The organism is Streptomyces sp. NPDC002896 (assembly GCF_040295225.1).
In the GTDB taxonomy this organism is placed as follows: domain Bacteria; phylum Actinomycetota; class Actinomycetes; order Streptomycetales; family Streptomycetaceae; genus Streptomyces.
Genome location: NZ_JBEOVA010000021.1, coordinates 64,322 through 90,644 on the forward strand (window position 1 = coordinate 64,322; position 26,323 = coordinate 90,644).

At 71.3% G+C, this 26,323-nt stretch carries 23 protein-coding genes; 15 read left to right on the forward strand and 8 right to left on the reverse strand.

Annotated elements, in window-relative coordinates:
• Positions 1 to 44: 44 nt before the first annotated feature.
• Positions 45 to 317, reverse strand: coding sequence for a DUF2530 domain-containing protein (locus ABT009_RS31600; protein WP_351302607.1), 273 nt, complete (start codon positions 315 to 317; stop codon positions 45 to 47).
• Between the two features lie 292 nt (positions 318 to 609).
• Between ABT009_RS31600 and ABT009_RS31605 the strand changes: the two genes are divergently transcribed.
• A complete protein-coding gene (locus tag ABT009_RS31605; RefSeq protein ID WP_351302609.1) occupies positions 610 to 2,067 on the forward strand; it encodes an NCS2 family permease in 1,458 nt (485 codons plus the stop codon).
• A gap of 32 nt (positions 2,068 to 2,099) precedes the next feature.
• Here the strand turns inward: ABT009_RS31605 and ABT009_RS31610 are convergent, their stop codons facing one another.
• Entirely contained in the window at positions 2,100 to 2,330 is a 231-nt protein-coding gene (locus ABT009_RS31610; RefSeq protein WP_351302612.1) for a ribbon-helix-helix protein, CopG family, read from the reverse strand.
• A 167-nt stretch (positions 2,331 to 2,497) separates the two neighbouring features.
• Between ABT009_RS31610 and ABT009_RS31615 the strand changes: the two genes are divergently transcribed.
• The 3 genes from ABT009_RS31615 (at position 2,498) to thpR (ending at position 5,223) form a co-directional block, all read left to right on the forward strand.
• Positions 2,498 to 2,935 carry a MarR family winged helix-turn-helix transcriptional regulator gene (locus tag ABT009_RS31615; RefSeq protein WP_351302614.1) on the forward strand — a complete coding sequence of 146 codons (438 nt, stop codon included), beginning with the start codon at positions 2,498 to 2,500 and terminating at the stop codon, positions 2,933 to 2,935.
• A gap of 156 nt (positions 2,936 to 3,091) precedes the next feature.
• Positions 3,092 to 4,441 (forward strand): MFS transporter, encoded by a 1,350-nt coding sequence (locus ABT009_RS31620; RefSeq protein WP_351302617.1) that lies wholly within the window; start codon positions 3,092 to 3,094, stop codon positions 4,439 to 4,441.
• Positions 4,442 to 4,653: 212 nt separating this feature from the next.
• On the forward strand, positions 4,654 to 5,223 hold the full coding sequence (thpR, locus tag ABT009_RS31625; RefSeq protein WP_351302620.1) for an RNA 2',3'-cyclic phosphodiesterase: 570 nt from the start codon (positions 4,654 to 4,656) through the stop codon (positions 5,221 to 5,223).
• Positions 5,224 to 5,622: 399 nt separating this feature from the next.
• Here the strand turns inward: thpR and ABT009_RS31630 are convergent, their stop codons facing one another.
• The 3 genes from ABT009_RS31630 to ABT009_RS31640 form a co-directional block, all read right to left on the reverse strand.
• Positions 5,623 to 6,612, reverse strand: a complete 990-nt coding sequence (locus ABT009_RS31630; RefSeq protein WP_351302623.1) for an aldo/keto reductase — start codon at positions 6,610 to 6,612, stop codon at positions 5,623 to 5,625.
• Between the two features lie 66 nt (positions 6,613 to 6,678).
• On the reverse strand, positions 6,679 to 7,266 hold the full coding sequence (locus tag ABT009_RS31635; protein ID WP_351302625.1) for a Uma2 family endonuclease: 588 nt from the start codon (positions 7,264 to 7,266) through the stop codon (positions 6,679 to 6,681).
• Positions 7,267 to 7,365: 99 nt separating this feature from the next.
• Positions 7,366 to 8,055 (reverse strand): GDSL-type esterase/lipase family protein, encoded by a 690-nt coding sequence (locus ABT009_RS31640; RefSeq protein ID WP_351302824.1) that lies wholly within the window; start codon positions 8,053 to 8,055, stop codon positions 7,366 to 7,368.
• 100 nt (positions 8,056 to 8,155) lie between these two features.
• Here ABT009_RS31640 and ABT009_RS31645 point away from each other — a divergent pair, with 100 nt between their 5' ends.
• On the forward strand, positions 8,156 to 9,139 hold the full coding sequence (locus tag ABT009_RS31645) for a WD40 repeat domain-containing protein (RefSeq protein WP_351302628.1): 984 nt from the start codon (positions 8,156 to 8,158) through the stop codon (positions 9,137 to 9,139).
• A gap of 159 nt (positions 9,140 to 9,298) precedes the next feature.
• Positions 9,299 to 10,813: a cellulase family glycosylhydrolase gene (locus ABT009_RS31650; protein WP_351302631.1), complete on the forward strand. Its 1,515-nt coding sequence runs from the start codon at positions 9,299 to 9,301 to the stop codon at positions 10,811 to 10,813.
• A 70-nt stretch (positions 10,814 to 10,883) separates the two neighbouring features.
• On the opposite strand, the gene serC is transcribed toward ABT009_RS31650, so the two are convergent.
• Positions 10,884 to 12,002: a phosphoserine transaminase gene (gene serC / locus ABT009_RS31655; protein WP_351302634.1), complete on the reverse strand. Its 1,119-nt coding sequence runs from the start codon at positions 12,000 to 12,002 to the stop codon at positions 10,884 to 10,886.
• Positions 12,003 to 12,104: 102 nt separating this feature from the next.
• On the opposite strand from serC, the gene ABT009_RS31660 reads away from it, so the two are divergent.
• Positions 12,105 to 15,005, forward strand: a complete 2,901-nt coding sequence (locus ABT009_RS31660; protein WP_502990002.1) for an FAD-binding and (Fe-S)-binding domain-containing protein — start codon at positions 12,105 to 12,107, stop codon at positions 15,003 to 15,005.
• 128 nt (positions 15,006 to 15,133) lie between these two features.
• Here the strand turns inward: ABT009_RS31660 and ABT009_RS31665 are convergent, their stop codons facing one another.
• Positions 15,134 to 16,003 (reverse strand): LysR family transcriptional regulator, encoded by an 870-nt coding sequence (locus ABT009_RS31665; protein WP_351302637.1) that lies wholly within the window; start codon positions 16,001 to 16,003, stop codon positions 15,134 to 15,136.
• Between the two features lie 277 nt (positions 16,004 to 16,280).
• Between ABT009_RS31665 and ABT009_RS31670 the strand changes: the two genes are divergently transcribed.
• Entirely contained in the window at positions 16,281 to 17,237 is a 957-nt protein-coding gene (locus tag ABT009_RS31670) for an EamA family transporter (protein ID WP_351302829.1), read from the forward strand.
• A 14-nt stretch (positions 17,238 to 17,251) separates the two neighbouring features.
• On the opposite strand, the gene ABT009_RS31675 is transcribed toward ABT009_RS31670, so the two are convergent.
• Positions 17,252 to 17,473 carry a GntR family transcriptional regulator gene (locus ABT009_RS31675; protein WP_502990003.1) on the reverse strand — a complete coding sequence of 74 codons (222 nt, stop codon included), beginning with the start codon at positions 17,471 to 17,473 and terminating at the stop codon, positions 17,252 to 17,254.
• A 119-nt stretch (positions 17,474 to 17,592) separates the two neighbouring features.
• On the opposite strand from ABT009_RS31675, the gene ABT009_RS31680 reads away from it, so the two are divergent.
• The 7 genes from ABT009_RS31680 to ABT009_RS31710 are packed head-to-tail and all read left to right on the forward strand — an operon-like array spanning position 17,593 to position 26,321.
• Positions 17,593 to 18,393, forward strand: a complete 801-nt coding sequence (locus ABT009_RS31680) for a TIGR03084 family metal-binding protein (protein ID WP_351302640.1) — start codon at positions 17,593 to 17,595, stop codon at positions 18,391 to 18,393.
• Positions 18,390 to 20,084 (forward strand): acyclic terpene utilization AtuA family protein, encoded by a 1,695-nt coding sequence (locus ABT009_RS31685; RefSeq protein WP_351302643.1) that lies wholly within the window; start codon positions 18,390 to 18,392, stop codon positions 20,082 to 20,084. The genes ABT009_RS31680 and ABT009_RS31685 overlap by 4 nt, the downstream gene beginning before the upstream one ends.
• A gap of 42 nt (positions 20,085 to 20,126) precedes the next feature.
• Entirely contained in the window at positions 20,127 to 21,725 is a 1,599-nt protein-coding gene (locus ABT009_RS31690) for an acyl-CoA carboxylase subunit beta (RefSeq protein WP_351302646.1), read from the forward strand.
• Positions 21,726 to 21,745: 20 nt separating this feature from the next.
• Entirely contained in the window at positions 21,746 to 23,671 is a 1,926-nt protein-coding gene (locus ABT009_RS31695) for an acetyl/propionyl/methylcrotonyl-CoA carboxylase subunit alpha (RefSeq protein ID WP_351302648.1), read from the forward strand.
• Positions 23,668 to 24,828 (forward strand): acyl-CoA dehydrogenase family protein, encoded by a 1,161-nt coding sequence (locus ABT009_RS31700; RefSeq protein WP_351302651.1) that lies wholly within the window; start codon positions 23,668 to 23,670, stop codon positions 24,826 to 24,828. The genes ABT009_RS31695 and ABT009_RS31700 overlap by 4 nt, the downstream gene beginning before the upstream one ends.
• A 48-nt stretch (positions 24,829 to 24,876) precedes the next feature.
• Positions 24,877 to 25,650, forward strand: coding sequence for an enoyl-CoA hydratase family protein (locus ABT009_RS31705; protein ID WP_351302654.1), 774 nt, complete (start codon positions 24,877 to 24,879; stop codon positions 25,648 to 25,650).
• A complete protein-coding gene (locus tag ABT009_RS31710) occupies positions 25,638 to 26,321 on the forward strand; it encodes a TetR/AcrR family transcriptional regulator (RefSeq protein ID WP_351302656.1) in 684 nt (227 codons plus the stop codon). Before ABT009_RS31705 ends, ABT009_RS31710 begins: the two co-directional genes overlap by 13 nt.
• The last annotated feature ends 2 nt before the right edge of the window (positions 26,322 to 26,323 follow it).

Consider the following 26,323-nt stretch of genomic DNA (forward strand, 5'->3'; position numbering starts at 1 on the left):
GCCTTCACCCGCCGAGCGCACTCGGCGGGCCCTGCGTCGTGGCCCTAGCCGGCGGCTTCGCCGCCGGCCTCACCCGTCGCGTCCCGCTTGATCGCCGCATCCCGCTTCCGCACGTACCAGACGCCGATCAGTCCCAGCCCCCCGCCGGCCAGGCACGTCCACAGCCACCACGTATGCCCGTGCTCGTCGAACCACCCGTAGAACGGCAGCTGCGCCAGGAAGAGGACGAACCACAGGACCGTGCCGCCGGTGATGGTGGCGACCACGGGCCCCTCAAGGGGCTCCGGGGCCTCGTGCCTGGGGGTCCATTTCGCCATGCGCACAGCTTACGAGGGCCCGAAGGGCCGGCCCGCGGCACCCGTACGGAGCACGCGCGCGACGCCGGATTCCTTGTGCCGCAAGGGGTCTACGCGCGGAGATGGCGATATGTGGCTCATATGTTCATACTGAAACGGTCCAAGTCTGGCTACTTCTGTTCGTACAAAGCTCCAACAGTGACAACTGAGCGATCGCAGAGAACGCGAAGACAAACCTGTTGTTGACCGTCGACGGCCGGACGCGAGGACGCGATCAAGTTCCGTGAATCACCCGCACCCCTGAGGTTCCCGCATGCCCACCTCGGCCACCGCCAAGGCCGCCACTCCGGAGCAGCCCCAGCAGCAGCCTCCGAGCAGTGCGCTCGACCGTTACTTCAAGATCTCCGAGCGAGGTTCGAGCATCCCGCGGGAAATCCGCGGCGGATTCGCCACCTTCTTCGCGATGGCCTACATCATCGTGCTGAACCCGATCATCCTCGGCAGCGCGAAGGACATGTACGGCCACCAGCTGGACAACGCCCAGCTGGTCACGGCGACCGCGCTGACCGCCGCGTTCACGACCCTCCTGATGGGCGTCATCGGCAACGTGCCGATCGCGCTGGCCGCCGGACTCGGCGTCAACACCGTCGTGGCCCTCCAGCTCGCCCCGCGCATGAGCTGGCCGGACGCGATGGGCATGGTGGTCCTCGCGGGCTTCGTCGTGATGCTGCTCGTGGCCACCGGCCTGCGGGAGCGCGTGATGAACGCCGTGCCGTTCGGCCTGCGCAAGGCCATCGCGATCGGTATCGGCCTGTTCATCCTGCTGATCGGCCTCGTGGACTCCGGTTTCGTCACGCGCATCCCGGACGCTGCCCACACCACCGTGCCGGTGCAACTCGGCGGCGACGGGCACCTCAACGGCTGGCCGGTTCTCATCTTCATCGTCGGCGTGCTGCTGACGTTCGCGCTGATCGTGCGCAAGGTGCCCGGTGCGATCCTGATCTCGATCGTCGTGATGACGGTCGCCGCGGTGATCATCGACGCGGTCGCCAAGGTGCCGGCCCTGTCATGGGGCCTGACCGCTCCGAAGTGGCCGGGCAACCCGGTCTCGACGCCGGACTTCGGACTCATCGGCAAGGTGAGCCTCTTCGGCGGCTTCGAGAAGGTCGGCATCCTGACGGGCCTGCTGTTCGTCTTCACCGTGCTGCTGTCGTGCTTCTTCGACGCGATGGGCACGATCATGGGCATCGGCGACGAGGCCAAGCTGACCGACGCGAACGGCAACATGCCGGGCATGAACAAGGTCCTGTTCGTGGACGGCCTCGCCGTCGCCGCGGGCGGCGCCAGCTCCTCCTCGGCCACCACCTGCTTCGTGGAGTCCACGGCGGGCGTCGGCGAGGGCGCGCGGACCGGCTTCGCGAACGTCGTCACCGGCGCGCTCTTCGCGGTCTCGCTCTTCCTGACCCCGCTCGCCACGATGGTGCCGTCCCAGGCGGCCACTCCCGCGCTGGTCGCGGTGGGCTTCATGATCCTCGCCGGCTCCATCCGGGAGATCGACTGGAGCGATCACACGATCGCGATCCCGGCCTTCCTGACGATGCTGATGATGCCGTTCACGTACTCGATCACGAACGGCATCGGCATGGGTTTCATCGCCTTCACGGTCCTCCGCGTTGCGGCAGGCCGCGGCCGCGAGGTGCCGGCCGCGATGTACGTGGTGTCGGCCGTGTTCGCCTTCTACTACCTGATGCCGGCGCTGGGCCTCACGTGACGGCGGCGTAGGCGGTCATCCAGCGGGGCTGGTCATTCGGCGGGGCTGCGGGGCCATGGCGCCCCAGCCCCGTACAGCCTCTCGGTGGCCCCGTAGAACCTCTCCGTCTCCTCGACGGCGGACTGGAACCGCTCGTCGAAGTCACTGCGAATGAGCGTCCGGACGACATAGTCCTGGACGCTCATTCCTCTTTTCGCGGCATGCCGGCGGAGCCGCTCGAGCAGCTCACGGTCCAGGCGCAGGCTGAGCACGTCGGTCCCCATGGGGACGAGGGTTGCCGGACCGGACCGGCCCATGCGTCACTTTCGGCAATTGGATCACTCATATGGGTGACATGGGGGCCCAGGGGCCCCTCGGTGCGCCGTCACGGTGAGCATGGTCACGCCTTCCCGGTGGTACTTAGCCAGAGTAATGAGTTACTCTAAAGAACATGCCGGATCTCACGCATGGCGACGACGCTGCCGCCGTGAACGCACTGCGCTCCTCCGTGATGCGGTTGTCGCGCAGAATCAAGCACCAGCGGGTCGACGAGTCGCTGAGCCCCACGGAGATGTCGGTGCTCGGCACCCTGGCCCGCTGCGGCAGCGCCACGCCGGGCGAGCTCGCCCGCAAGGAGCACGTACAGCCTCCGTCGATGACCCGCATCGTCGCCCTGCTCGAGGCCAAGGGACTGGTCCGTCTGGAGCCGCATCCGGATGACCGCCGCCAGAAGGTCGTGACGCAGACCGAGCAGGCCGAAGCCATGCTCGAGGAGAGCCGCCGCCGGCGGAACGCGTGGCTGGCGGAGCTGGTGGACGGCCTCGACGAGGACGAGTGGGCGAAGCTGCGCGCCGCCGCCCCGGTCCTGGAGAAGCTGGCCCAGCTCTGACCGGCCGCGCCGGGGGCCGGCCGGGCCGCCCCCTCGAGGGAGTCCGGTCGTCCGAGTCCGGGCAGAGCGCCGCGACGCCGCGCCGGGCACACGAGCCGCCGGGCACACGAGCCGAGCGTACGAAGTGACCGCGACCGCCAAAGGAGGCGAGAACCTTTGAGTACGGGAAACGGAGCAGATTCCGCACCCGCACCAGCCGCCCACGACTCCACATCCGCCCCCACCAAGACCAATATGTTCAGCTCGCTGAAGGTCCGGAACTACCGGCTCTTCTTCACCGGGCAGGTCATCTCCAACACCGGCACCTGGATGCAGCGCATCGCCCAGGACTGGCTGGTGCTCAGCCTCACCGGCTCATCCGCCGCGGTCGGTATCACCACGGCACTGCAGTTCCTGCCGATGCTGCTCTTCGGCCTCTACGGCGGCGTCCTCGTCGACCGCCTCCCCAAGCGCCCGGTCCTGCTGTTCACCCAGTGCGCGATGGGCCTTACGGGCCTCGCCCTCGCCGGACTCACCCTCAGCGGACACGTCCAGGTCTGGCACGTGTACCTCACGGCTTTCGCCCTCGGCCTCGTCACGGTCGTCGACAATCCGGCCCGCCAGTCGTTCGTGTCCGAGATGGTCGGGCCCGGCCAGCTGCAGAACGCCGTCAGTCTGAACTCGGCGAACTTCCAGTCCGCCCGCCTCATCGGCCCGGCGGTCGCCGGCCTCCTCATCACCGGGGTCGGCACCGGCTGGGCGTTCCTGCTCAACGGTCTGTCCTTCGCCGCCCCCATCGCCGGCCTCCTGCTGATGCGGGCCCGTGAGCTGCACCAGATCGAGCGCGCACCGCGCGGCAAGGGACAGCTGCGCGAGGGCCTGCGCTATGTCGCCGGCCGGCCGGAGCTGGTCTGGCCGATCGTCCTCATCGGGTTCATCGGCACGTTCGGCTTCAACTTCCCGGTGTGGCTGTCGGCCTTCGCCGACGACGTGTTCCAGGCCGGCGCGGGCACGTACAGCATGTTCAACACCGTGCTGGCCGTCGGTTCGCTGGCCGGCGCGCTGCTCGCCGCCCGGCGCGGTACGTCGCGGCTGCGGCTGCTGGTCATGGCCGCGCTGTCCTTCGGTGTCCTCGAGGTGGTGGCCGCCATGGCGCCGTCCCTGTGGATCTTCTCCGGGCTGCTCGTCCTCATCGGCATGGTCAGCCTGACGGTCAACGTCACGGCCAACTCGTCCGTGCAGATGGCCACCGATCCCGCTATGCGCGGGCGGGTGATGAGCCTGTTCATGATGGTCTTCACGGGTGGTACGCCGCTGGGTGCGCCGCTCGTCGGCTGGGTCACGGACACGTACGGGGCCAGGGTCGGCTTCGCCGCCGGCGGCATCGTCTCGGCCGCGGCCGCCGTCGCCGTCGGCCTGATCCTGGCGCGCCTGGGCGGCCTGCGCCTCTCGGTGGGCTGGCACCGGGGCCATCCGCATGTGCGGTTCGTACCGCGGGAGCGGGAGCAGCTGGCTGCGGCGGCGTGAGCGTGCCGGGGCCGGAGTCGTGAGTCTGCTGTGGGCGAGCGCCGAGGGTGCGGCCTCGGCGGCCCGGCCGGTGTGCCGCGCGCGAGGGGCTGGGCGCCGCGCGGGCGTGCCGCCGTCCCGGGCCGGGGCCTGCGCCCGCCGGGTGCGGGACCGGCGTGCTGTGGGCGCTCTAGCGGACGTGCGGTGGCACAGCTCTGGGCCAGACTCTGACCATGAGACTCTTCGCCGCCGTGGTGCCCCCGGACCACGCGTCCCGTGAACTCGCATCGGCTGTGGACAGGGTGAGGCACCTGCCCGGCGCCGACACTCTGCGCTGGACCCCCCACCCGGGCTGGCACTTCACGCTGGCGTTCTACGGCGAGGTGGCGGACGAGACGGTCCCTGAGCTGTCGGAGCGGCTGGCCAGGGTCGCCCGTCGCACCGACTCGTTCCCGCTGGCCCTGCACGGCGGCGGCCACTTCGGCGACCGGGCGCTGTGGGTCGGGGCCGAGGGCGACGTCGGCACCATGCGGCTGCTGGCCGAGCGGTCGGAGGCGGCCGCCCGCAAGGCCGGCATCGACACGGGCGAGCACCGCCACTACCGCCCGCACCTGTCCATCGCCCGCACCCGGCGACCGCAGGACCTTCGGCCGTACGTGGCCGAGCTGCGCCACTTCGCGGGCAGCGAGTGGACCGTGGACGAGCTGCGCCTGGTGCGCAGCCGGCTGCCCGTGTCAGGGGTGCGCGGTGAACAGCCGCGCTACGAGACGGTCGCCCGCTGGCCGCTCGGAGGGGCCGGTTAACCTCGAGTACGTGGACCCGAAGACCAGAAACCGGATCATGGCCGGTGTGCTCGTGCTGATGTTCGTTGTGGTGGCCTTGTCGGCGGCCGTGGGCAAGTAGACCCCCGCCCCCGCAAGGCGCACCGCCCCTGGCCTGCCGGCCAGGGGCGGCTATGGGTGCCGACGGGCGAAGCCCCGGGACGGCTGGGCTGCCGCTACCAGGCGAATGCCTCCGGCGACGGCTCCGGCCCCGGGCTGTCGTCCCGGGGGCGACCCCGGTCCTCCGGCCGAGTCGGCCGGTCCGGGTGCGGCAGCGTTACCAGGCGAACGCCTCCGGCGACGGCCCGGGCCCCGGGCTGTGCTGTCCCGGGGCAATCCCCCGGTCCCCCGGCCGAGCCGGTCGGTCCGGGTGCGGCACCGTTACCAGGCGAACGCCTCCGGTGACGGCCCCGGGCCCGGGAAGATCTCGTCCAGGGACGTGAGCACCTCTTCCGACAGCTCCAGTTCGACGGCGCGGAGCGCCGAGGCGAGCTGGGCCGCGGTGCGCGGGCCGACGATCGGGCCGGTCACGCCGGGCCGGGTGAGCAGCCATGCGAGCGCCGCCTCGCCCGGTTCGAGACCGTGCTTGTCGAGCAGGTCCTCGTACGCCTGGACCTTCTCGCGTACGGCGCTGTTGGCGAGGGCGTCGGCGGAGCGACCGGAGGCCCGTCGGCCGCCTTCCGTCTCCTTCTTGATCACGCCGCCGAGCAGCCCGCCGTGCAGCGGGGACCAGGGGATGACCCCGAGGCCGTAGTCCTGCGCGGCCGGGATGACCTCCATCTCGGCGCGGCGCTCGGCGAGGTTGTACAGGCACTGCTCGCTGACCAGCCCGAAGCTGCCGCGCCTGGCGGCGGTCTCGTTGGCCTGGGCGATCTTGTACCCGGGGAAGTTCGAGGACCCCGCGTAGAGGATCTTGCCCTGCTGGACCAGAACGTCGACGGCCTGCCAGATCTCCTCGAAGGGTGTCTGGCGGTCGATGTGGTGGAACTGGTAGAGGTCGATGTAGTCCGTCTGCAGCCGCTTCAGGCTGGCGTCGACGGCCCGCCGGATGTTCACGGCGGACAGCTTGTCGTGGTTGGGCCAGGCGTCGCCGTCGGGCGCCATGTTCCCGTACACCTTGGTGGCGAGCACGACCTTGTCGCGCCGCTCACCGCCCTTGGCGAACCAGTTGCCGATGATCGACTCGGTGCGGCCCTTGTTCTCGCCCCAGCCGTACACGTTGGCGGTGTCGAAGAAGTTGATTCCGGCGTCCAGCGCCGCGTCCATGATCGCGTGGCTCTCGGCCTCATCGGTCTGGGGCCCGAAATTCATCGTCCCGAGCACGATCCGGCTGACCTTGAGACCCGTACGTCCGAGCTGCGTGTACTTCATGAGGCTTTAGCCAACGCCGTGGAGTGCGCTCTAGGCAAGGGGAGTTTCTGTGGGGCGGGGCGCGGGTCAGTCGTGGGGGAACTCGTCGGTCTTGAGGGTGAGGCCGAGGGGGGTGCTGGTCATGTCGACGTCCACGCCGTAGCTGATGGACGTGTCGCTCATGTACTCGCCGTCCTTGGGCTGGGTGAACAGGCGGCATTTTCCGACGTACGGGTCGACGATCAGATAGACGGCAACCTCCGCCAGCGCGTACGCGGTCTTTTTGGGGCCGTAGTCGTTGGGAGCCGTGCCCTCGGAGATGACCTCCGCGATGAACTCGACGTCCTGGTAACGCCAGCGACCTTCGTCGTCCTTCTTTGCGGAGTCGCTGAGCTTGGCGACGTCCGGACAGAAGCCGTTCTCGTGACCCGGGAAGTCGATCCGGACGTCCGAGAACACTCTGACGTCCATCCCGAACCTGTCTTCGAGGGCCCGCACGATCCGGCGGATGATTTCCCAATGGGTGTCGCGCTGCGGCGTCATGTGGACGTTGCCCCCGACGATCTCGACCCTGAATCCTTCGGGGACGGGCATACGCTCAAGGCGCTCGAACCACTCGTCCAGACGCTTGGTGTTGGCGTCGGCCATCTCGATCCTGTCTTCCAGGACGGTCATCGTGGCGCTCCTCCCCGGCTGCCTCTCGGACAAGTGCAGCCGCGCAGTACAACGATACGCACAGTGACACAGTCACTTACCGAACGAACACAGCGCCGACTAAGCCCGAGCGTCGTACGGCGCCCCCAACCCCCACGCCTGATACATCGCATCCGCGAAAGCCCCCGCCAGCTTGTGCTCCCCGCTCGCGTTCGGGTGCGTCCCGTCGTACGTGTCGAGGTGGATGTCGTACGACTCGGGGATCGAGGCCAGGAGGAGAGGGGATGTGGGCTCGTCGAGGTCGGCGATGGCCTTGGCCAGGAGTTCGTTGAAGCGGCCGACCTCGGTCGCGAACTCCGCGTCCGCTTCTGCGCGTACGTTCGGGATGACCGGCAGGAGGACCATGCGCACCCCGGGGTCGGCCAGCCTCGCCTCGGTGACGAAGCGGCGCATGTTCTCCGCGGTCTGCTCGGCGGTCGTGTAGAAGCCGAGGTCTATCAGGCCGAGGGAGACCAGCAGCACGTCCGCCCGCTCGCGGGTCACCGTCTCGCGGATCAGCGGGGCCATGTGCAGCCAGCCCTCGCCCCAGCCTGCGAGGTGGCGGCGGGCGTGGCGCGGGAAGTCGGGGTCCCGGTACTCGTACGAGACGGGAGCGTCCGATGCCTTGTCGTACAGCGTCTCGCGCGGGCCGACGATCTTGAACGGGCCACCGTATGTCCCGCGCAGGTGCTGCCACATCCGGTAGCGCCAGGTGTGTTCGCCCGCGCTGCCGATCGTCATGGAGTCCCCGACGGGCATGAACCTGAGCATCCGCTCATCTTCCTCGATCACGCCCTTGGCCAGGGGCGGCCGGGAATGTGAGGCTGGACACTCCCGGTGAACACATGGGCGAGGTGGCACGCTTGACGGCATGCGCTCCCTGCCGCCGCTCGCCGGTGCCCTCCTCCTTGTCGCACTGTCGACGCCCGCCGCCCTCGCCGACGGCGGCACCGAGGGGTTCACGATCAAGGATCCGCGGATCACCGAGTCCAGCGGCCTCGCCGCCTCGCACCTCCACCCCGGCATCTACTGGACGCACAACGACAGCGACGACGGGGCGTATCTCTACGCGATCGACTCGAAGACCGGGCAGACGGTCGCGACCGTCACCATGACGGGCGTCGGCCGGGTGCGTGACATGGAGGCCATCTCGATCGGGCCCGACGACAACCTCTACGTCGGCGACATCGGCGACAACCTCGGCGGCAAGTGGCCGTACGTCTGGATCTACAAGCTCCCCGAGCCGAAGAAACTGCGCGACCAGACGGTCCGCGCCACGCAGTTCGTCGTGAAGTACGAGGACGGGCCGCGGGACGCCGAGGCGCTGATGGTGCATCCGAAGACGGGGCGGGTGTACATCGCCGACAAGAAGGAGGACGGCGGGTCGCTCTACGAAGGCCCGGCCCGGCTCTCCTCCTCCGGCACGAACGTCTTCAAGCGCGTGGCCGGCACGGATCTCTGGGTGACCGACGGCGCCTTCTCGCCCGACGGCAAGCACCTCGCCCTGCGCGGCTACTTCGGCGGGGCGCTTTACGCGTGGCGCGACGGGAAGCCGGAGCGGGAGGGGCGGCTGAGCGTGCCGCTGCAGAGCCAGGGCGAGTCCGTGACCTACACGGCGGACGGCTCCGCCCTGATGTACGGCAGCGAGGGGGAGCAGAGTCCGGTCGAGCCCGTCGAGGTGAAGGAGGGGGACGGTGGGGCCTCCAAGTCTCCTTCGGCGAGCGGTCATTCGCGTGACGATGCGGCCACGGGCGGCGGGCCCGCTTTTGACGCCGATTTCGGTACCGGCGCGGTCGCTCTCGCCGTCACCCTGGCCGTCGTATTCGGTCTGAAGCGGCTGCTGCGGCGCCGCTGACGGGCGGTCGGCTGCCACGCTTGAGCCACGCGCGCGTGAGCCGATCCCATGTCCGAAGTATTGACGTGCTCATGATCTATCGCTTCCATGGGGGTGCGCGGTACGTGGGAGCGCTCCCACCGGTTCCGGGGCCGCGCCTACCGAGAGGAACCAGCCACGATGTTCCGCGGCCTTCGAAGAGTGCTGTGTGTGGCCGCAGCGCTCCTTTTACCTCTGGCGGGCGCGCAGACCGCGCACGCCGAATCCGCCGCCGAGGCCCCGGGGGCCGGTTACTGGCACACCAGCGGCCGGCAGATCCTGGACACGGCGGACCAGCCCGTCCGTATCGCCGGAATCAACTGGTTCGGCTTCGAGACCGGCAACTACGTGGTCCACGGCCTCTGGTCACGCGACTACAAGAGCATGATCGACCAGATGAAGTCGCTGGGCTACAACACCATCCGGCTGCCGTACAGCGACGACGTCTTCAAGAGCGGTACGACGCCCAACAGCATCGACTTCTCCGGCGGCAAGAACGCCGACCTGCAGGGGCTCAACTCGCTGCAGATCCTGGACAAGATCGTGTCGTACGCGGGTCAGGACGGCCTGAAGGTCATCCTCGACCGGCACCGGCCGGACTCGGGCGGGCAGTCGGCGCTCTGGTACACGAGTGCGGTCCCGGAGTCGACGTGGATCGACAACCTCAAGGCGCTCGCCAACCGCTACAAGGGCGACCCCACTGTCGTGGGCATCGACCTGCACAACGAGCCGCATGATCCCGCCTGCTGGGGCTGCGGGGACCCGGCTAAGGACTGGCGGCTGGCCGCCCAGAAGGCGGGGAACGCGGTCCTGTCCGTCAACCCCGAACTGCTGATCCTCGTCGAGGGCGTGCAGACGTACGACGGCGTGTCGGGCTGGTGGGGCGGCAACTTGATGGGTGTCGCGAAGTATCCGGTCGAGCTGGACGTGGCGAACCGGGTCGTCTACTCCGCCCATGACTACGCGACCAGCGTGGCCCAGCAGAGCTGGTTCAGCGATCCGAGCTTCCCCGACAACATGCCCGGGATCTGGGACAAGTACTGGGGCTACATCTTCAAGCAGAACATCGCGCCGGTGTGGGTGGGCGAGTTCGGGACCACGCTCCAGTCCACGGTCGACCAGAAGTGGCTGGCCGCGCTGGTCGCGTATCTGCGGCCCACGGACACGTACGGTGCCGACAGCATCTCCTGGACCTTCTGGTCCTGGAACCCCAACTCCGGTGACACGGGCGGAATCCTGAAGGACGACTGGTCGACCGTGGACACCGTCAAGGACGGGTATCTGGCGAGCATCAAGGCGCCGGGATTTCCCAGTAGCGGGGACGGGGGAGGGGACGACGGCGGCGGCGACACCGCGGCGGCCTGCAGTGCGGCCTACAAGGTCAGCAGTGACTGGGGCAGTGGCTTCAACGCCGACGTGACCGTGACCAACACAGGGACGGCCGCGCTCACGTCCTGGAAGGTGACGTGGACGTGGAGCGGCTCGCAGCAGGTCACGAACATGTGGAACGCCGCATACACGCAGAGTGGGGCGACCGTCGTCGCCTCGAACACCGCTTACGGCGGGAGCGTGCCGGTGGGTGGTTCTGCGAGCTTCGGGTTCGGGGGTGCGCCCGGGGGCGGAGCCGTGCCGGAGCTGACCTGTACGGCGTCATGAGAAAGGGGCGCCCGGCGTGGGTGACACGCCGGGCGCCCCTGTCGACGTACGGAGTACGTGGGAGAAGCGGCTACAGCTTCTCGATCACGTAGTCGATGCACTTCGTCAGCGCCTCGATGTCCGACGGCTCGACCGCCGGGAACATCGCGACGCGCAGCTGGTTGCGGCCCAGCTTGCGGTACGGCTCGGTGTCCACGATGCCGTTGGCGCGCAGCACCTTGGCGACCGCGGCGGCGTCGACGTCGTCCGAGAAGTCGATCGTGCCGATGACCTGCGAGCGCTTCGCCGGGTCGGCGACGAACGGGTTGGCGTACTTGACGTCCTCGGCCCAGCCGTAGAGCGTCCGCGAGGAGGTCGCGGTGCGGCGCACCGCCCAGTCGAGGCCGCCCTGGCCGTTGATCCACTCCAGCTGCTCGTTGAGCAGGAACAGCGTGGCGAGGGCCGGGGTGTTGTACGTCTGGTTCTTGCGGGAGTTGTCGATCGCCGTGGGGAGGCTGAAGAACTCCGGGATGTGGCGGCCGGACGCGTGGATGCGCTCGGCGCGCTCGATCGCGGCCGGGGAGAAGATGCCGATCCACAGGCCGCCGTCGGAGGCGAAGGACTTCTGCGGCGCGAAGTAGTAGACGTCGGTCTCGGCGATGTCGACCGGGAGACCGCCCGCGCCGGAGGTGGCGTCCACGAGGACGAGCGAGCCCGCGTCGGCGCCCTCGACCCGCTTGAGGGGCATGGCCACACCGGTCGAGGTCTCGTTGTGCGTGAACGCGTAGACGTCGACGCCCGCCTCGGCGGCGGCCTCGGGGTGCGTACCGGGGTCGGTGGAGATGACCGTCGGCTCGGCGAGCCACGGGGCGAGCTTCGCGGCCTTGGCGAACTTCGAGGAGAATTCGCCGAAGCTGAGGTGCTGCGACTTGTTCTCGATCAGGCCGTGGGTCGCGATGTCCCAGAAGGCGGTCGAGCCGCCGTTGCCCAGGATCACCTCGTAGCCCTCGGGGAGCTGGAAGAGGTCGCGTACGCCCTCGCGGACCTTGCCGACCAGGTTCTTGACCGGGGCCTGGCGGTGGGAGGTGCCCAGGAGGGACGTGCCGGTGGCGGCCAGGGCGTCCAGCGCCTCCGTGCGCACCTTGGAGGGGCCCGCGCCGAAACGTCCGTCGGCGGGCTTGATGTCAGCGGGAATCTGGATCTCAGCCACGGTCCGGAGCCTAGTCGCTCGACGAAACCGGCCGGAAACGTGTCCGTCCGATGAGACGGGGCGGCCGGATCATGAGAAGTGGGGTGGGGGCATCCTGGGGGCATGGCTGATCTCTACGGTGTACCGGGCGGCGTGCGCGCTGATGCGGATGTTGACCCGGCCGCTGACCTGCGTGTCGAGCTTCGGAGTCGGCTGCGGGCCGCCGTCCGTGGGGACGTCGACTTCGGGGTGACCGCACGGGCGCTGAACACCATGGACGCGTCCAACTACCGGCGTGTGCCGCTCGGCGTGGTGGCCCCGCGGGATGCCGACGACGTGGCCGCGGTGCTCGCCGTCTGCCGCGAGCGCGGCGTGCCGGTCGTGGCGCGCGGCGGCGGCACGTCGATCGCCGGCCAGGCGACCGGCACCGGCGTCGTCCTGGACTTCACGCGGCACATGAACAAGATCGTTTCCCTCGACCCGGAGGAGCGCACGGCGGTGGTCCAGCCGGGCGTCGTCCTCGACCGGCTGCAGGAGGCCGCGGCCCCGCACGGCCTGCGGTTCGGGCCCGACCCGTCCACGCACGGCCGCTGCACCCTCGGCGGGATGATCGGCAACAACTCGTGCGGGTCGCACTCGGTGGCCTGGGGGACGACCGCGGACAACATCGGCGAGCTGTCGGTGGTCAGCGGCCGGGGCGAGCGGCTGCGGCTGGGCCAGGGCTGGGTCGGCGCGCCCGAGGGCCTGCGCGCGCTCGTGGAGGGCGAGTTGGCGCTGCTGCGAACCGGCTTTCCCGAGCTGCCGCGGCGTATCTCCGGCTACGCCCTGGACGCGCTGCTGCCCGAGAAGGGCGCGGACGTCGCCCGGTCCTTCTGCGGCAGCGAAGGCACCCTCGGCGTGCTCACGGAGGCCGTCGTCCGGCTCGTCGAGGCGCCACGCGCGCGTGCGCTCGCCGTTCTCGCGTACGCCGACGAGGGCGCGGCGGCGGACGCGGCCGCCGGACTGCTGCCGTTCGGGCCGCTGACCGTGGAGGGGATGGCCGCCGACCTCGTGCCGCCTGGCACCTCCGGGCTGCCCAGGGGCGGCGCGTGGCTGTTCGTCGAGACGGGCGGCGCCTCGGAGGCGGAGGCACGCGCGCGTGCCGAGGCGATCGTGCGCGCCGCCGACGTCGTGGACGCGGTGGTCGTCACCGACCCGGCCGGGCAGCGCACCCTGTGGCGGATCCGCGAGGACGCGAGCGGTACGGCGACCCGGATGCCGGACGGCACGGAGGCCTGGCCGGGCTGGGAGGACTGCGCGGTGCCGCCCGCCCGCCTCGGCGGGTACCTGCGGGATTTCCGGGCCCTGCTCACGCAGCACGGCCTGCGCGGCACGCCGTACGGGCACTTCGGCGACGGCTGCATCCATGTCCGTATCGACTTCGACCTGCTGACTCCCGAGGGCATCGGCCGCTTCCGCCGCTTCTCGGAGGAGCTCGCGGACGTGGTCGTCGCCCACGGCGGCTCGCTCTCCGGCGAGCACGGCGACGGCCAGGCACGCGCCGAGCTGCTGCCGAAGATGTACGGCACTGAGCTGGTGCGGCTCTTCGAGCGGGTGAAGGGCGCCTGGGACCCGGACGACCTGCTCAACCCGGGAATGCTGGTACGCCCGGCCCGGCTCGACGAGAACCTGCGGTTCACCGTCCTGCCGCGGAAACCGGTCGACGTGGCCTTCGGCTACCCGCACGACGGCGGGGACTTCTCGGCGGCGGTCCGCCGGTGCGTGGGCGTCGCCAAATGCCGTACGGAGACGGTCGCCGGACCGGCGGTGATGTGCCCGTCCTTCCGGGCCACCGGCGAGGAGGAGCACTCCACGCGCGGGCGCGCGCGCCTGCTGCACGAAATGCTCGCGGGCGAGGTCGTGACGGACGGATGGCGGTCCACGGAGGTCCGTGACGCGCTCGACCTGTGCCTGTCCTGCAAGGGCTGCCGGACGGACTGCCCGGTCGGCGTCGACATGGCCACGTACAAGGCGGAGTTCCTGCACCACCACTACGCGGGGCGGCGGCGCCCGGCCGCGCACTATGCGATGGGGTGGCTGCCGCGCTGGCTGCGGCTCGCCGCGCCCTTCGCGGGGGCCGTGAACCTCTCGGGCGTCGTGAACGCGGCACTGCGCGTGCGCCCGCTGGCCGCGCTCGCCAAGCGGCTCGGCGGCATCGCATCGGAGCGGGAGATTCCGCGGCTGCCGCGTGAGACGTTCCGGCGGTGGTTCGACCGCCGCGCACGGCAGCTCGGCGGGGGTCGTACGGAGATCGTCTCCTCGAGCAAGGTCGCCGTGCTCTGGCCGGACACCTTCACCGACCACCTGTCTCCCGAGGTGGGAAAGGCGGCCGTGCAGGTCCTGGAGGACGCCGGACGCCGGGTCCTCCTGCCGCCGGCGGGAGTGTGCTGCGGCCTGACGTACGTCTCGACCGGCCAGCTCGACCGCGCCCGCGCCGTCATGCGCCGCACCCTCGACCGGATGGAGCCGGTCATGGGCGGCCCCCTGGTCGTACTGGAGCCCAGCTGCGCGGCCGCGCTGAGGACCGACCTGCCGGAACTCCTCCACGACGACCCACGCGCGCGTGAACTCGCCGACTCGGTCCGCACGTTCGCCCAGTACCTGGAGGAGCAGGCCCCCGAATGGCAGCCGCCGCGCATCGACCGCCCCGTCGCCGGCCAGACGCACTGCCACCAGCACGCGGTACTCGGCGACGCGGCCGAACGCCGACTGCGCGGGAAGGCGGGCCTGACCGGCGACCTCAGCGGCGGCTGCTGCGGCCTGGCGGGCAACTTCGGCTTCGAGAAGGGTCACTACGAGGTGTCGACGGCCTGCGCCGAGGAGCAACTGCTTCCGTCGGTACGGGCGGCGTCGGACGACACGGTGCTCCTGGCCGACGGCTTCTCGTGCCGCACCCAGCTGGACCAGCTGGCGGGGCGGCGGGGGCGGCATCTGGCGGAGGTGCTGGCCGAAGCGCTGGAACGGAAGCGGCCCGAGTCCTCCTAGGTCTCTTCCTCTCCTAGGTGCCTCTCCGCGGCGAGTGACTCAGTGAGTCGCGCTCCGACGCGAGGCGCGCGTCCGCCGCGCGGCCCGCGGCCCCGTCATCCGCGGCGCGGCCCTCGGACCGTCCCGTGTCATCCGCCGCTCGCGACCTCGTGTGCCAGCGCCACCAGGTCCCGCAGCGCCGGGTGTCCGGCCGCGTCGCGCCAGGCCAGGACGACCGGGACGCGGGGTGCGTCGACGAGCGGGACGTAGGCCACGCCCGGGTGGGGGTGCATGCCGGTCGTGGCGGTGGTGGTGACGCCCACGGCCCGGCCGGCGGCGATGGCGGCCAGCCAGTCGTCCGTGTTGGCCACCGTGATCGTCGCGGTGGGGCGGCGGTCCCCGGGCCACAGGTCTAGGGTTGTGGTGCCGGACACCGTGTTGATGGCGATGGTCTGGTGGGCCAGGTCCGCGAGGGTCAGCCGCGGGCGGGCGACCAGCGGGCTGTCCGCGGGCAGGGCGGCGACCCGCCTCTCGGTGGTCAGCAGCTCCGTGACCAGGCCCGGCGCGTCGACCGTGCCGCGCAGCAGCGCGACGTCCACGGCGCCGCGCGTCAGGCCGGCACTGCGGTCGTCGATGCGGAGGAGGTCGAGCGGGACGTCGGGGTGCGTCTCGCGCCAGCGGCGCAGCAGCGGGGTGGTGTAGCGGCCGGCAGCCGCCCATGCGTGGCCGAGCCGCAGGGGCCGCCGCGTGCTGCGCCCCGCGTCGAGCGCGTCTTCGAACGCGGCGACGGCCACCGCCGCCTTGTCCCGGAACGCGCGGCCCTCGGCGGTCAGCGCGAGATGGTGCGTGGAGCGGTCGACGAGCCGGACGCCGAGCGCGTCCTCGAGAGCGGCGAGGGTGCGCGAGACGGCGGGCTGGGTGAGCCTGAGCCGGAGCGCGGCGCGCGTGACACTGCCCTCCTCGGCGATCGCGAGGAAGCAGCGCAGATGCCGGAGCTCGATGGCGCTGAGACCGCTCATGTCCGCGCAGCCTAGGCCGCTCATGCCGGAGGCGCATAACGGGAGCGCGATCGGCATTTCCCGCGCAGGGTAGGCGTCCGTAGCTTGGAACCTGGGACAGGGTCGTACAGCTGCGTATGGACTGCACAGTACTGTCTCGGTTCATTGAGTTAGACGGTAGAGTGCACCCCAATGCACATCGGTGCATTGCGTTGAATTTGGCGGGAAAGGCTTGGCCGTGTCGGAAGCGAGCGTGGCGCAGGGCGCGGGGAGTGTCCAAGGCGCGCAGGGGCAGGGCGTGCGCAGCGCGCCGGATGCGGGGACCCCGGGCAGCGCGGCAAGTACGTCTGCGCGCGGCCCCCGTCTCGGCCCCGTGGGCTCCCTCGGCCCCGTCGGCCTGGTCCTCGCCGGCGGCCTCTCCGTGCAGTTCGGCGGCGCGCTCGCGGTGAGCCTGATGCCGCGGGCGGGTGCCCTCGGTGTCGTCACGCTGCGGCTGGTCGTCGCCGCGGTCGTGCTGCTCGCCGTCTGCCGTCCGCGGCTGCGCGGCCACTCGCGCGCCGACTGGGGCACCGTCATCGCCTTCGGCATCGTCATGGGCGCCATGAACGGGCTCTTCTACCAGGCCGTCGCCCGTATCCCGCTGGGGCCGGCCGTCACCCTCGAGGTCCTGGGCCCGCTCGCGCTCTCCGTGCTCGCGTCCCGCCGGGCGGTGAACGTGATCTGGGCGGGCCTCGCCCTCGCCGGCGTCTTCCTGCTCGGCGGCGGAGGCTTCGAAAGCCTCGATCCCGTGGGCGCGGCCTTCGCGCTCGGCGCCGGCGCCATGTGGGCGGCGTACATCGTCTTCAGTGCGCGTACGGGACGCCGCTTCCCGCAGGCCGACGGCCTGGCGCTGGCCATGGCCGTGGCGGCGCTGCTCTTCCTGCCGCTGGGCATCGCGGAGTCGGGGACGAAGCTCGTCGACCCGGTCACGCTGGGCCTCGGCGCGGGCGTGGCGATGCTGTCGTCCGTCCTGCCGTACACCCTCGAACTGATCGCCCTGCGACGCCTGCCCGCGTCCACCTTCGCCGTCCTCATGAGCCTGGAACCGGCCATCGCGGCGCTCGCCGGCTTCCTTGTCCTGCACCAGGCCCTGTCCGCCACCCAGGCGCTGGCGATCGCGCTGGTCATCGGGGCGAGCATGGGGGCGGTGCGGACGCAGGTGGGGCGGGGGAATGCGAAGGGGCTGGACGACGCGGCCCAGGGCACCGCCCTCTGACGCGACGCGTTTCCTTACGTCCGGCCGTCCTCGTCGGACTCCTCCGACTGGTCCGCCCCGGGCGGGCGCTCGACGACGAACGAGCCCTTACCGCGCACGGTGATGACGAGCCCGCGTTCCCGGAGCTCCTGTGCGGCGCGCCGTGCGGTGAGGCGCGCTACACCGTACTCGTCGGCGAGGTGGTGCTCCGAGGGGATCGGCCTGCGGGCTCCCCGGTACCGACCCGACGGCCGCACCGGGCGGCCCGTCCGCGGAATCAACGGCCGGAAATCAATGCAAGCGCGCTTGCTTGTTTTTCGGGCGGCTGCCATGCTCCGGGGGCACACCGCCGTGCCGGTCCCGAGGGGAGCGCACCGTGTCCGAACCCGCTGTCGTACTGGACGACTTGCGTGCCGAAGGCGATGAACTCGACGAGATCGTCGGTGGACTGAGCCGTCAGAAGTGGGCCTGGATGACCTCCGCGCCCCGCTGGACCATCGCCCACCAGATCGCTCATCTCGAGTGGACCGACCGCATGGCGTTGCTGGCCGTCACCGACCCGGACGGCTTCGCCGCCGAGGCCACAAAGGCCCTGGCCGCGCCGGACGCCTTCGTCGACCAGGCGGCCGAGGCGGGCGCCGCGCTGCCGCACACCGAGTTGCTCGCCCGCTGGCGCACCGGGCGCGAGCTGCTGCAGAAGGCGCTGCGGGCGGCTCCGACCGGGACCCGGTTTCCCTGGTACGGGCCGCCGATGAGCACGGCCTCCATGGCGACCGGCCGCCTGATGGAGACCTGGGCGCATGGCCAGGACATCGTGGACGCCTTCGGCAAGACCCGTCGGCCCACCGCGCGGCTGCGTCACGTGGCGCGTATCGGCGTACGCGCGCGTGACTTCGCCTTCGCGGTGCGGGGACTGGCCGCCCCGGGCGAGGAGTTCCGCGTCGAGCTCACCGCGCCCGACGGGTCCGGGGACGTGTGGGCGTACGGGCCTGAAGAAGCCGCCCAGCGGGTCACCGGGCCCGCGCTCGACTTCTGCCTCCTGGTCACCCAGCGCGCCCACCGCGCCGACCTCGCTGTACGGGCCGAGGGGCCCGACGCCGACCGGTGGCTGGACATCGCGCAGGCCTTCGCGGGCCCGCCGGGGGCCGGGCGTGCGCCGAAGGGGGCCAGCCGATGACGTGCCCGCTGCGGATCGGGAACGCCTCCGGCTTCTACGGCGACCGGTTCGACGCGATGCGCGAGATGCTGACAGGCGGCCCGCTCGACGTCCTGACCGGCGACTATCTCGCCGAGCTGACCATGCTCATCCTGGGGCGGGACCGCCTCAAGAACCCAGACGGCGGCTACGCGCGCACCTTTCTGCGGCAGTTGGAGGAGTGCCTCGGGCTCGCGTATGAGCGAAGTGTGCGGATTGTGGCCAACGCGGGCGGGCTGAACCCGGCCGGACTCGCCGACGCCGTACGCGCGTTGGCCGACCGGCTCGGCATCCCCGTCCGCGTCGCCCACGTCGAGGGTGACGACCTCACCGGCCGCTTCCCGGGGACGCTCGCCGCGCACGCCTACCTCGGCGGCGCCGGTATCGCGGCGTGCCTGCGCGAGGGCGCGGACATCGTCGTCACCGGTCGGGTTACGGACGCGGCACTCGTCAGTGGGCCCGCCGCGGCCCACTACGGCTGGGGGCCGGACGCCTACGACCGGCTCGCGGGCGCAGGCGTCGCGGGCCACGTCCTGGAGTGCGGCACCCAGGCCACCGGCGGCAACTACTCCTTCTTCGCCGAGCACGACATTCGCCGCCTTCGCCACCCCGGATTCCCGGTCGCCGAGATCCACGAGGACGGCTCGTCCGTCATCACCAAGCACGACGGCACCGGCGGCATCGTGGACACCGGCACGGTCACGGCCCAGCTGCTGTACGAGACGTCCGGCGCCCGGTACGCGGGGCCGGACGTCACCGCCCGCCTCGACTCCGTACGCCTCACGCAGGACGGCCCCGACCGGGTGCGCATCGACGGGGTCCGCGGCGAGGCCCCGCCCCCGGCCCTCAAAGTCGGCCTGAACCGGCTCGGCGGATACCGGAACGAGGTCGTCTTCGTCCTCACCGGTCTCGACATCGAGGCCAAGGCCGCGCTCGTACGCGACCAGATGGAGGCCGCGTTCGACGCGGCCAAGTCCCGGCCGGCGCAGGTGCGATGGGAGCTGGCCCGCACCGACCGGCCGGACGCGGACACCGAGGAGACCACGAGTGCGCTGCTCCGGCTCGTGGTGCGGGACACCGACGCGGAGACGGTGGGGCGTGCCGTCAGCGGCGCCGCCGTCGAGCTGGGGCTCGGCAGCTACCCGGGGTTCCATCTGACGGCACCGCCGGGCAAGGGCGCGCCGTACGGGGTGTTCGAGGCGGCCTACGTCGAGCAGGGAGCCGTGGAGCATGTGGCGGTTCTCCACGACGGACGGCGGCTTCCGGTGTCTCCGCCCGCCGCCACCCGCGTACTCGAAGCCGCCGAGATGCCTCCGCTGCCCGAGCCGCTGCCATCCGGGCCCACGCGCCGCGCGCCGCTCGGCCTGGTCGCCGGGGCCCGCAGCGGCGACAAGGGCGGCGACGCGAACATCGGTGTGTGGGCGCGCACCGACGACGCCTGGCGGTGGCTCGCCCACACCCTGACCGCCGACCGCCTGCGGGCTCTTCTGCCGGAGTGCGCCGGCCTGCCCGTCACGCGCCATGTGCTGCCGAACCTGCGGGCACTGAACTTCGTCGTCGAGGGCCTGCTGGGCGAGGGCGTGGCCGCGCAGGCGCGCTTCGATCCGCAGGCCAAGGCGCTCGGGGAGTGGCTGCGGTCGCGGCACCTGGAGATACCGGAGGCCCTGCTGTGACGGAGCCCCGCTGTACGTCCTTTCCCCACTGGAGGTGGTCCTGTGACGGTCCTCGCGTCGTCGCTTGACACGCGGAGCCCCGAGTACGCCGCCAACCGCGAAGCCATGCTCGGAAAGCTCGCCGAACTCGATGGCGAGCACGCCAAGGCGCTCGCGGGCGGCGGTGAGAAGTACGTCGCCCGGCACCGTGCGCGCGGCAAGCTGCTCGCGCGCGAGCGCATCGAGCTGCTGCTCGACCCGGACACCCCGTTCCTGGAGCTGTCGCCGCTGGCGGCCTGGGGCAGCGAGTACGCGGTGGGGGCCTCGCTCGTCACCGGGATCGGCGTCGTAGAGGGCGTCGAGTGCCTGATCACGGCCAATGACCCGACCGTACGGGGTGGCGCAAGCAATCCCTGGTCCCTGAAGAAGGCCCTGCGGGCCAACGAGATCGCCTACGCCAACCGGCTGCCCTGCATCAGCCTCGTCGAGTCCGGTGGAGCCGATCTGCCGTCGCAGAAGGAGATCTTCATCCCCGGCGGGGCGATCTTCCGCGACCTGACCCGGCTGTCGGCGGCCGGCATCCCCACCGTCGCCGTCGTCTTCGGGAACTCCACGGCCGGAGGCGCGTACATCCCCGGCATGTCCGACCACGTGATCATGGTCAAGGAGCGCGCCAAGGTGTTCCTCGGCGGGCCGCCGCTGGTGAAGATGGCCACCGGGGAGGAGAGCGACGACGAGTCGCTCGGCGGCGCCGAGATGCACGCGCGCGTGTCGGGTCTCGCCGACTACTACGCGCTCGACGAGCAGGACGCCCTGCGCCAGGCCCGCCGCGTGGTCGCCCGCCTCAACCACCGCAAGGCGCAACCCGATCCGGGCCCGGCCGCCCCGCCCAAGTACGACGAGGACGAACTCCTGGGCATCGTGCCCGGCGATCTGAAGATCCCCTTCGATCCACGCGAGGTCATCGCCCGGATCGTCGACGCCTCCGACTTCGACGAGTTCAAGCCGCTGTACGGGGCGAGCCTGTGCACGGGATGGGCGACCCTGCACGGCTATCCGGTCGGCATCCTCGCCAACGCCCAGGGCGTGCTGTTCAGCGAGGAGTCGCAGAAGGCCGCCCAGTTCATCCAGCTCGCCAACCAGCGCGACATCCCCCTCCTCTTCCTGCACAACACCACCGGCTACATGGTCGGCAAGGAGTACGAACAGGGCGGCATCATCAAGCACGGCGCGATGATGATCAACGCCGTGTCGAACTCGCGCGTGCCGCATCTCAGCGTGCTGATGGGCGCCTCGTACGGCGCCGGGCACTACGGCATGTGCGGGCGGGCCTACGACCCGCGGTTCCTCTTCGCCTGGCCCAGCGCCAAGTCCGCCGTCATGGGCCCGCAGCAGCTCGCGGGCGTGCTCTCCATCGTCGCTCGCCAGTCGGCCGCCGCGAAGGGACAGCCCTACGACGAGGACGCGGACGCCGCCCTGCGCGCCATGGTGGAGCAGCAGATCGAGTCCGAGTCCCTGCCGATGTTCCTGTCCGGGCGGCTCTACGACGACGGGGTCATCGACCCGCGCGATACCCGCACGGTGCTCGGCCTGTGCCTGTCCGCGATCCACACCGCGCCCGTCGAAGGAGCGCGCGGCGGCTTCGGCGTCTTCCGGATGTGACGGATATGAGGTCCTCTCAAGTGATCACTTCTGTGCTCGTGGCCAACCGCGGCGAGATCGCCTGCCGCGTCTTCCGTACGTGCCGTGAGCTGGGAATCCGCACGGTCGCCGTGCACTCGGACGCCGACGGGAACGCTCTCCACGCGCGCGTGGCCGACACGGCAGTCCGGCTGCCTGGAGCGGCGCCCGCCGAGACGTATCTGCGCGGCGACCTGATCGTGAAGGCGGCGCTGACCGCGGGCGCCGACGCCGTGCACCCCGGCTACGGCTTCCTCTCCGAGAACGCCGGCTTCGCGCGTGCCGTGCTCGACGCGGGCCTCGTCTGGATCGGACCGCCGCCCGAGGCGATCGAGGCGATGGCGTCGAAGACGCGCGCCAAGAAGCTCATCGGTATCGCGCCTCTGGAGGAGGTGACGGAGGACGACCTGCCGGTGCTGGTCAAGGCGGCTGCGGGCGGTGGCGGGCGCGGCATGCGGGTCGTACGGGAACTCGCCGAGCTGGACGCGGCCCTGGAGGCGGCGCGGGCCGAGGCACTGAGCGCGTTCGGGGACGGCGAGGTGTTCGTCGAGCCGTACATCGAGGGCGGGCGGCACGTGGAGGTCCAGATCATGGCCGACGCACACGGCACGGTGTGGGCGCTCGGCACCCGGGACTGCTCCCTCCAGCGCCGCCACCAGAAGGTGATCGAGGAGGCGCCCGCCCCGGGGCTTTCGCAGGAACTCACCGACACCCTGCACCGGTTGGCAGTCCGTGCCGCTCACGCGACCGGCTACCGCGGCGCCGGCACCGTCGAGTTCCTGGTCGCGGACGGCCGCGCCCACTTCCTGGAGATGAACACCCGCCTCCAGGTCGAACACCCCGTGACGGAAGCCGTGTTCGGGCTCGACCTCGTCGCGCTGCAGATCCGGATCGCCGAGGGCGGGGCACTGGACGACGAACCGCCACGCGCGCGTGGGCACGCGATCGAGGCCCGCCTGTACGCCGAGGACCCGGCCCGCGACTGGGCCCCGCAGACCGGCACACTGCTCCGTCTGACCGTGCCCGGCGTCCGCCTGGACAAGGGCTACGACGACGGCGACCCGATCGGCGTCCACTACGACCCGATGCTCGCCAAGGCCGTCGCCCACGCCCCCACGCGCGCGGAGGCGATCCGCAAGCTCGCGGGCGCCCTGCAACGGGCGGACGTGCACGGCCCGGTCACCAACCGGGACCTGCTCGTCCGCTCCCTGCGGCACGAGGAGTTCACCACCGGCCGCATGGACACCGGGTTCTACGACCGCCACCTGCCGGAGCTGACCGCCCCGGACCCCGAGCCGTACGCCCCGCTGGCCGCCGCCCTCGCCGATGCCCATGGCCGCTCCCGCTCCCGGTTCGGCGGCTGGCGCAACCTGCCGTCGCAGCCGCAGGTCAAGCGGTACGCCATGGCGGGCGAGGAGCACGAGGCCCGCTACCGGCACACCCGCGCGGGCCTGACCGCCGACGGGGTGCGGGTCGTGCACGCCGACGCCCGGCTCGTCGTCCTCGAAGTGGACGGCGTACGGCGGAAGTTCGAGGTGGCACGGTACGGCGACCAGGTGTACGTGAACGCCACCGCGCTCACCGTCCTGCCCCGCTTTCCCGACCCGGCCGCGCAGCACGCCCCCGGGTCCCTGCTCGCGCCCATGCCCGGCACCGTCGTCCGCGTCGCCGACGGGCTGGCCGTCGGAGCCGCCGTACGGGCGGGAGAGCCCCTGCTGTGGCTGGAGGCGATGAAGATGGAGCACAAGATCGCTGCTCCCGCCTCCGGGACGCTCACCGCTCTGCACGCCGCCCCCGGCCGCCAGGTCGAGGTCGGCGCCCTGCTCGCCGTCGTCGAGACCGTCGCAGAAGCCGTCGCAGAAGCCGTCGCCGAGACGGTCGCCGAAGCCGTCGCCGAATCCGCCGTACAGGAGGACCAGGACCAGTGAGCGCCACCTTGGAAACCGACGAACACAAAGCCCTGCGCGCCGCCGTCGCCCAGCTCGGCAGGCGCTACGGGCGCGAGTACCTCACCAAGGCCGTCGCCGACGGCCGCCACCCCGATGAGCTGTGGGCCGAGGCCGCCAAATTCGGCTACCTCGGCGTGAACCTCCCCGAGGAGTACGGCGGCGGGGGCGGCGGCATCGCGGAACTCTCCATCGTCCTCGAGGAGCTGGGCGCCGCCGGATGCCCGCTGCTGATGATGATCGTCTCGCCCGCGATCTGTGGCACCGTCATCGCCCGCTTCGGCACCGACGAGCAGAAGCGCACCTGGCTGCCGGGGATCGCCGACGGCAGCCGCACCATGGCCTTCGGCATCACCGAACCGGACGCGGGCTCCAACTCGCACCGCATCACCACCACGGCCCGCAGGGACGGCGCGGACTGGGTGCTCACCGGCCGCAAGGTGTTCATCTCCGGCGTCGACGCCGCCGAGGCCACGCTCATAGTCGGCCGCACCGAGGACGCGCGCACCGGCCGCCTCAAGCCCTGCCTGTTCGTCGTACCCCGGGACGCCGAGGGCTTCCAGCGGCACCGTATCGACATGGAACTCCAGGCCCCGGAGAAGCAGTTCGAGCTCGTCCTCGACGACGTCCGGCTGCCCGCGGACGCGCTCGTGGGCGACGAGGACGCGGGCCTGCTGCAACTGTTCGCGGGCCTCAACCCCGAGCGCATCATGACCGCCGCCTTCGCCATCGGCATGGGCCGTTACGCGCTCGCCCGCGCCGTCGGATACGCCAAGGAGCGCACGGTCTGGCAGGCCCCGATCGGCGCCCACCAGGCCATCGCCCATCCCCTTGCGCAGTCCCACATCGAGCTCGAACTCGCCCGCCTGATGATGCAGAAGGCCGCCCACCTCTACGATACCGGCGACGACATCGGGGCCGGTGAGGCCGCCAACATGGCCAAGTACGCGGCCGCCGAGGCCTGTGTGAAGGCCGTCGACCAGGCCGTGCACACCCTGGGCGGCAACGGCCTCACCCGCGAGTACGGCCTCGCCTCGCTCATCACCGCATCGCGCGTGGCCCGGATCGCCCCCGTCAGCCGCGAGATGATCCTCAACTACGTGTCCCACCAGACCCTCGGGCTGCCCAAGTCGTACTAGACGCGCCCGCCCCGGCACGACGCGGGCCCTCACGTTCAAGGAGCCGACATGGTGTCCCAAGGATCCGACACGGTGTCCCAAGGAGCCGGTCCGGTCAGCCGGCACCACGACCGCGGCATCACCACACTCACGCTGGACGCACCCGCGCGCCGCAACGCGCTCTCGGCCGGGCTCGTCGCCGCCCTCGCCGCCGCGCTGGGGGAGTGCGGCAAGGACGACGACGTACGCGCGGTCGTCCTCACCCACACCGGGAACACCTTCAGCGCCGGCGCCGATCTGCGCGAACCGCCCGATCCCGGCGCCCTGGTGGCGCTGCTCAGGCAGATCGTCGACCTGCCCAAGCCCGTGGTGGCACGGGTGACCGGGCACGCGCGCGCGGGCGGACTCGGCCTCATCGGGGCGTGCGACATCGCGGCCGGGGGCCCCGAAGCCACGTTCGCCTTCACGGAGGTACGCATCGGGGTCGCGCCCGCCGTCATCTCACTTCCGCTGCTGCCGCGCCTCGACCCGCGCGCCGCCGCCCGCTACTACCTCACCGGTGAGCGCTTCGACGCGACCGAGGCGGCCCGCATCGGGCTGCTGACCATGGCGGCCCGGCACGAAGTCGACGCGGCGCTCGCGCCCGTACTCGACGGGCTGCGGGGGGCTGCCCCGGGGGCCCTGGCGGAGACAAAACGGCTGGTCACGGCTAAGGTGCTGGAAACCTTCGACCGGGAGGCGGCGGCCCTGACCGCCCTCTCCGCGCGGCTCTTCGCCTCCGCGGATGCCCGCGAGGGGATGACGGCCTTCCTCGAACGACGGGATCCCGTATGGGTGTTGTGACTCCGCCCGGACGCGCGGTACCGGCCGACCGTACGGCCCCCGCGGAAGACGCGGCGAGTGCCCAACGCGTCCCCAAACAGGACCGGTTTCCTAAGCAGGACCGCAGCCGTGCCACCCGGCGGCGCCTCCTGGAAGCCGCCGTCGCCTGCCTCGCCGAGCACGGCTGGACGGGCTCCACGGTGTCGGTCGTCGCCGAGCGCGCAGGTGTCTCGCGGGGCGCGGCCCAGCACCACTTCCCGACCCGCGAGGACCTCTTCACCGCGGCCGTCGCCTACGTCGCCGAGGAGCGCTCGACCGCGCTGCGGGCGCTGTTCCCGCAGGGCCCGGCGGAAGGCCCGGCGGACCGCCGCGCCGTGGTGGCTGCCCTGGTCGACCTCTACACCGGACCGCTGTTCCGCGCGGCCCTCCACCTGTGGGTCGCAGCCTCGAATGAGGAGCAACTGCGAGCCCAGGTGACGGAGTTGGAGGCCCGGGTCGGCCGCGAGACCCACCGCATCGCGGTCGAACTCCTGGCCGCGGACGAGTCCCGCCCCGGCGTCCGCGAAACAGTCCAGGGCCTCTTGGACATGGCCCGCGGCCTGGGCCTCGCCAACCTCCTTACGGACGACGCGACACGGCGGGAGCGGGTGGTGGCCCAGTGGGCGGCGCTGCTAGAGGCAGCTCTGGACTGAGA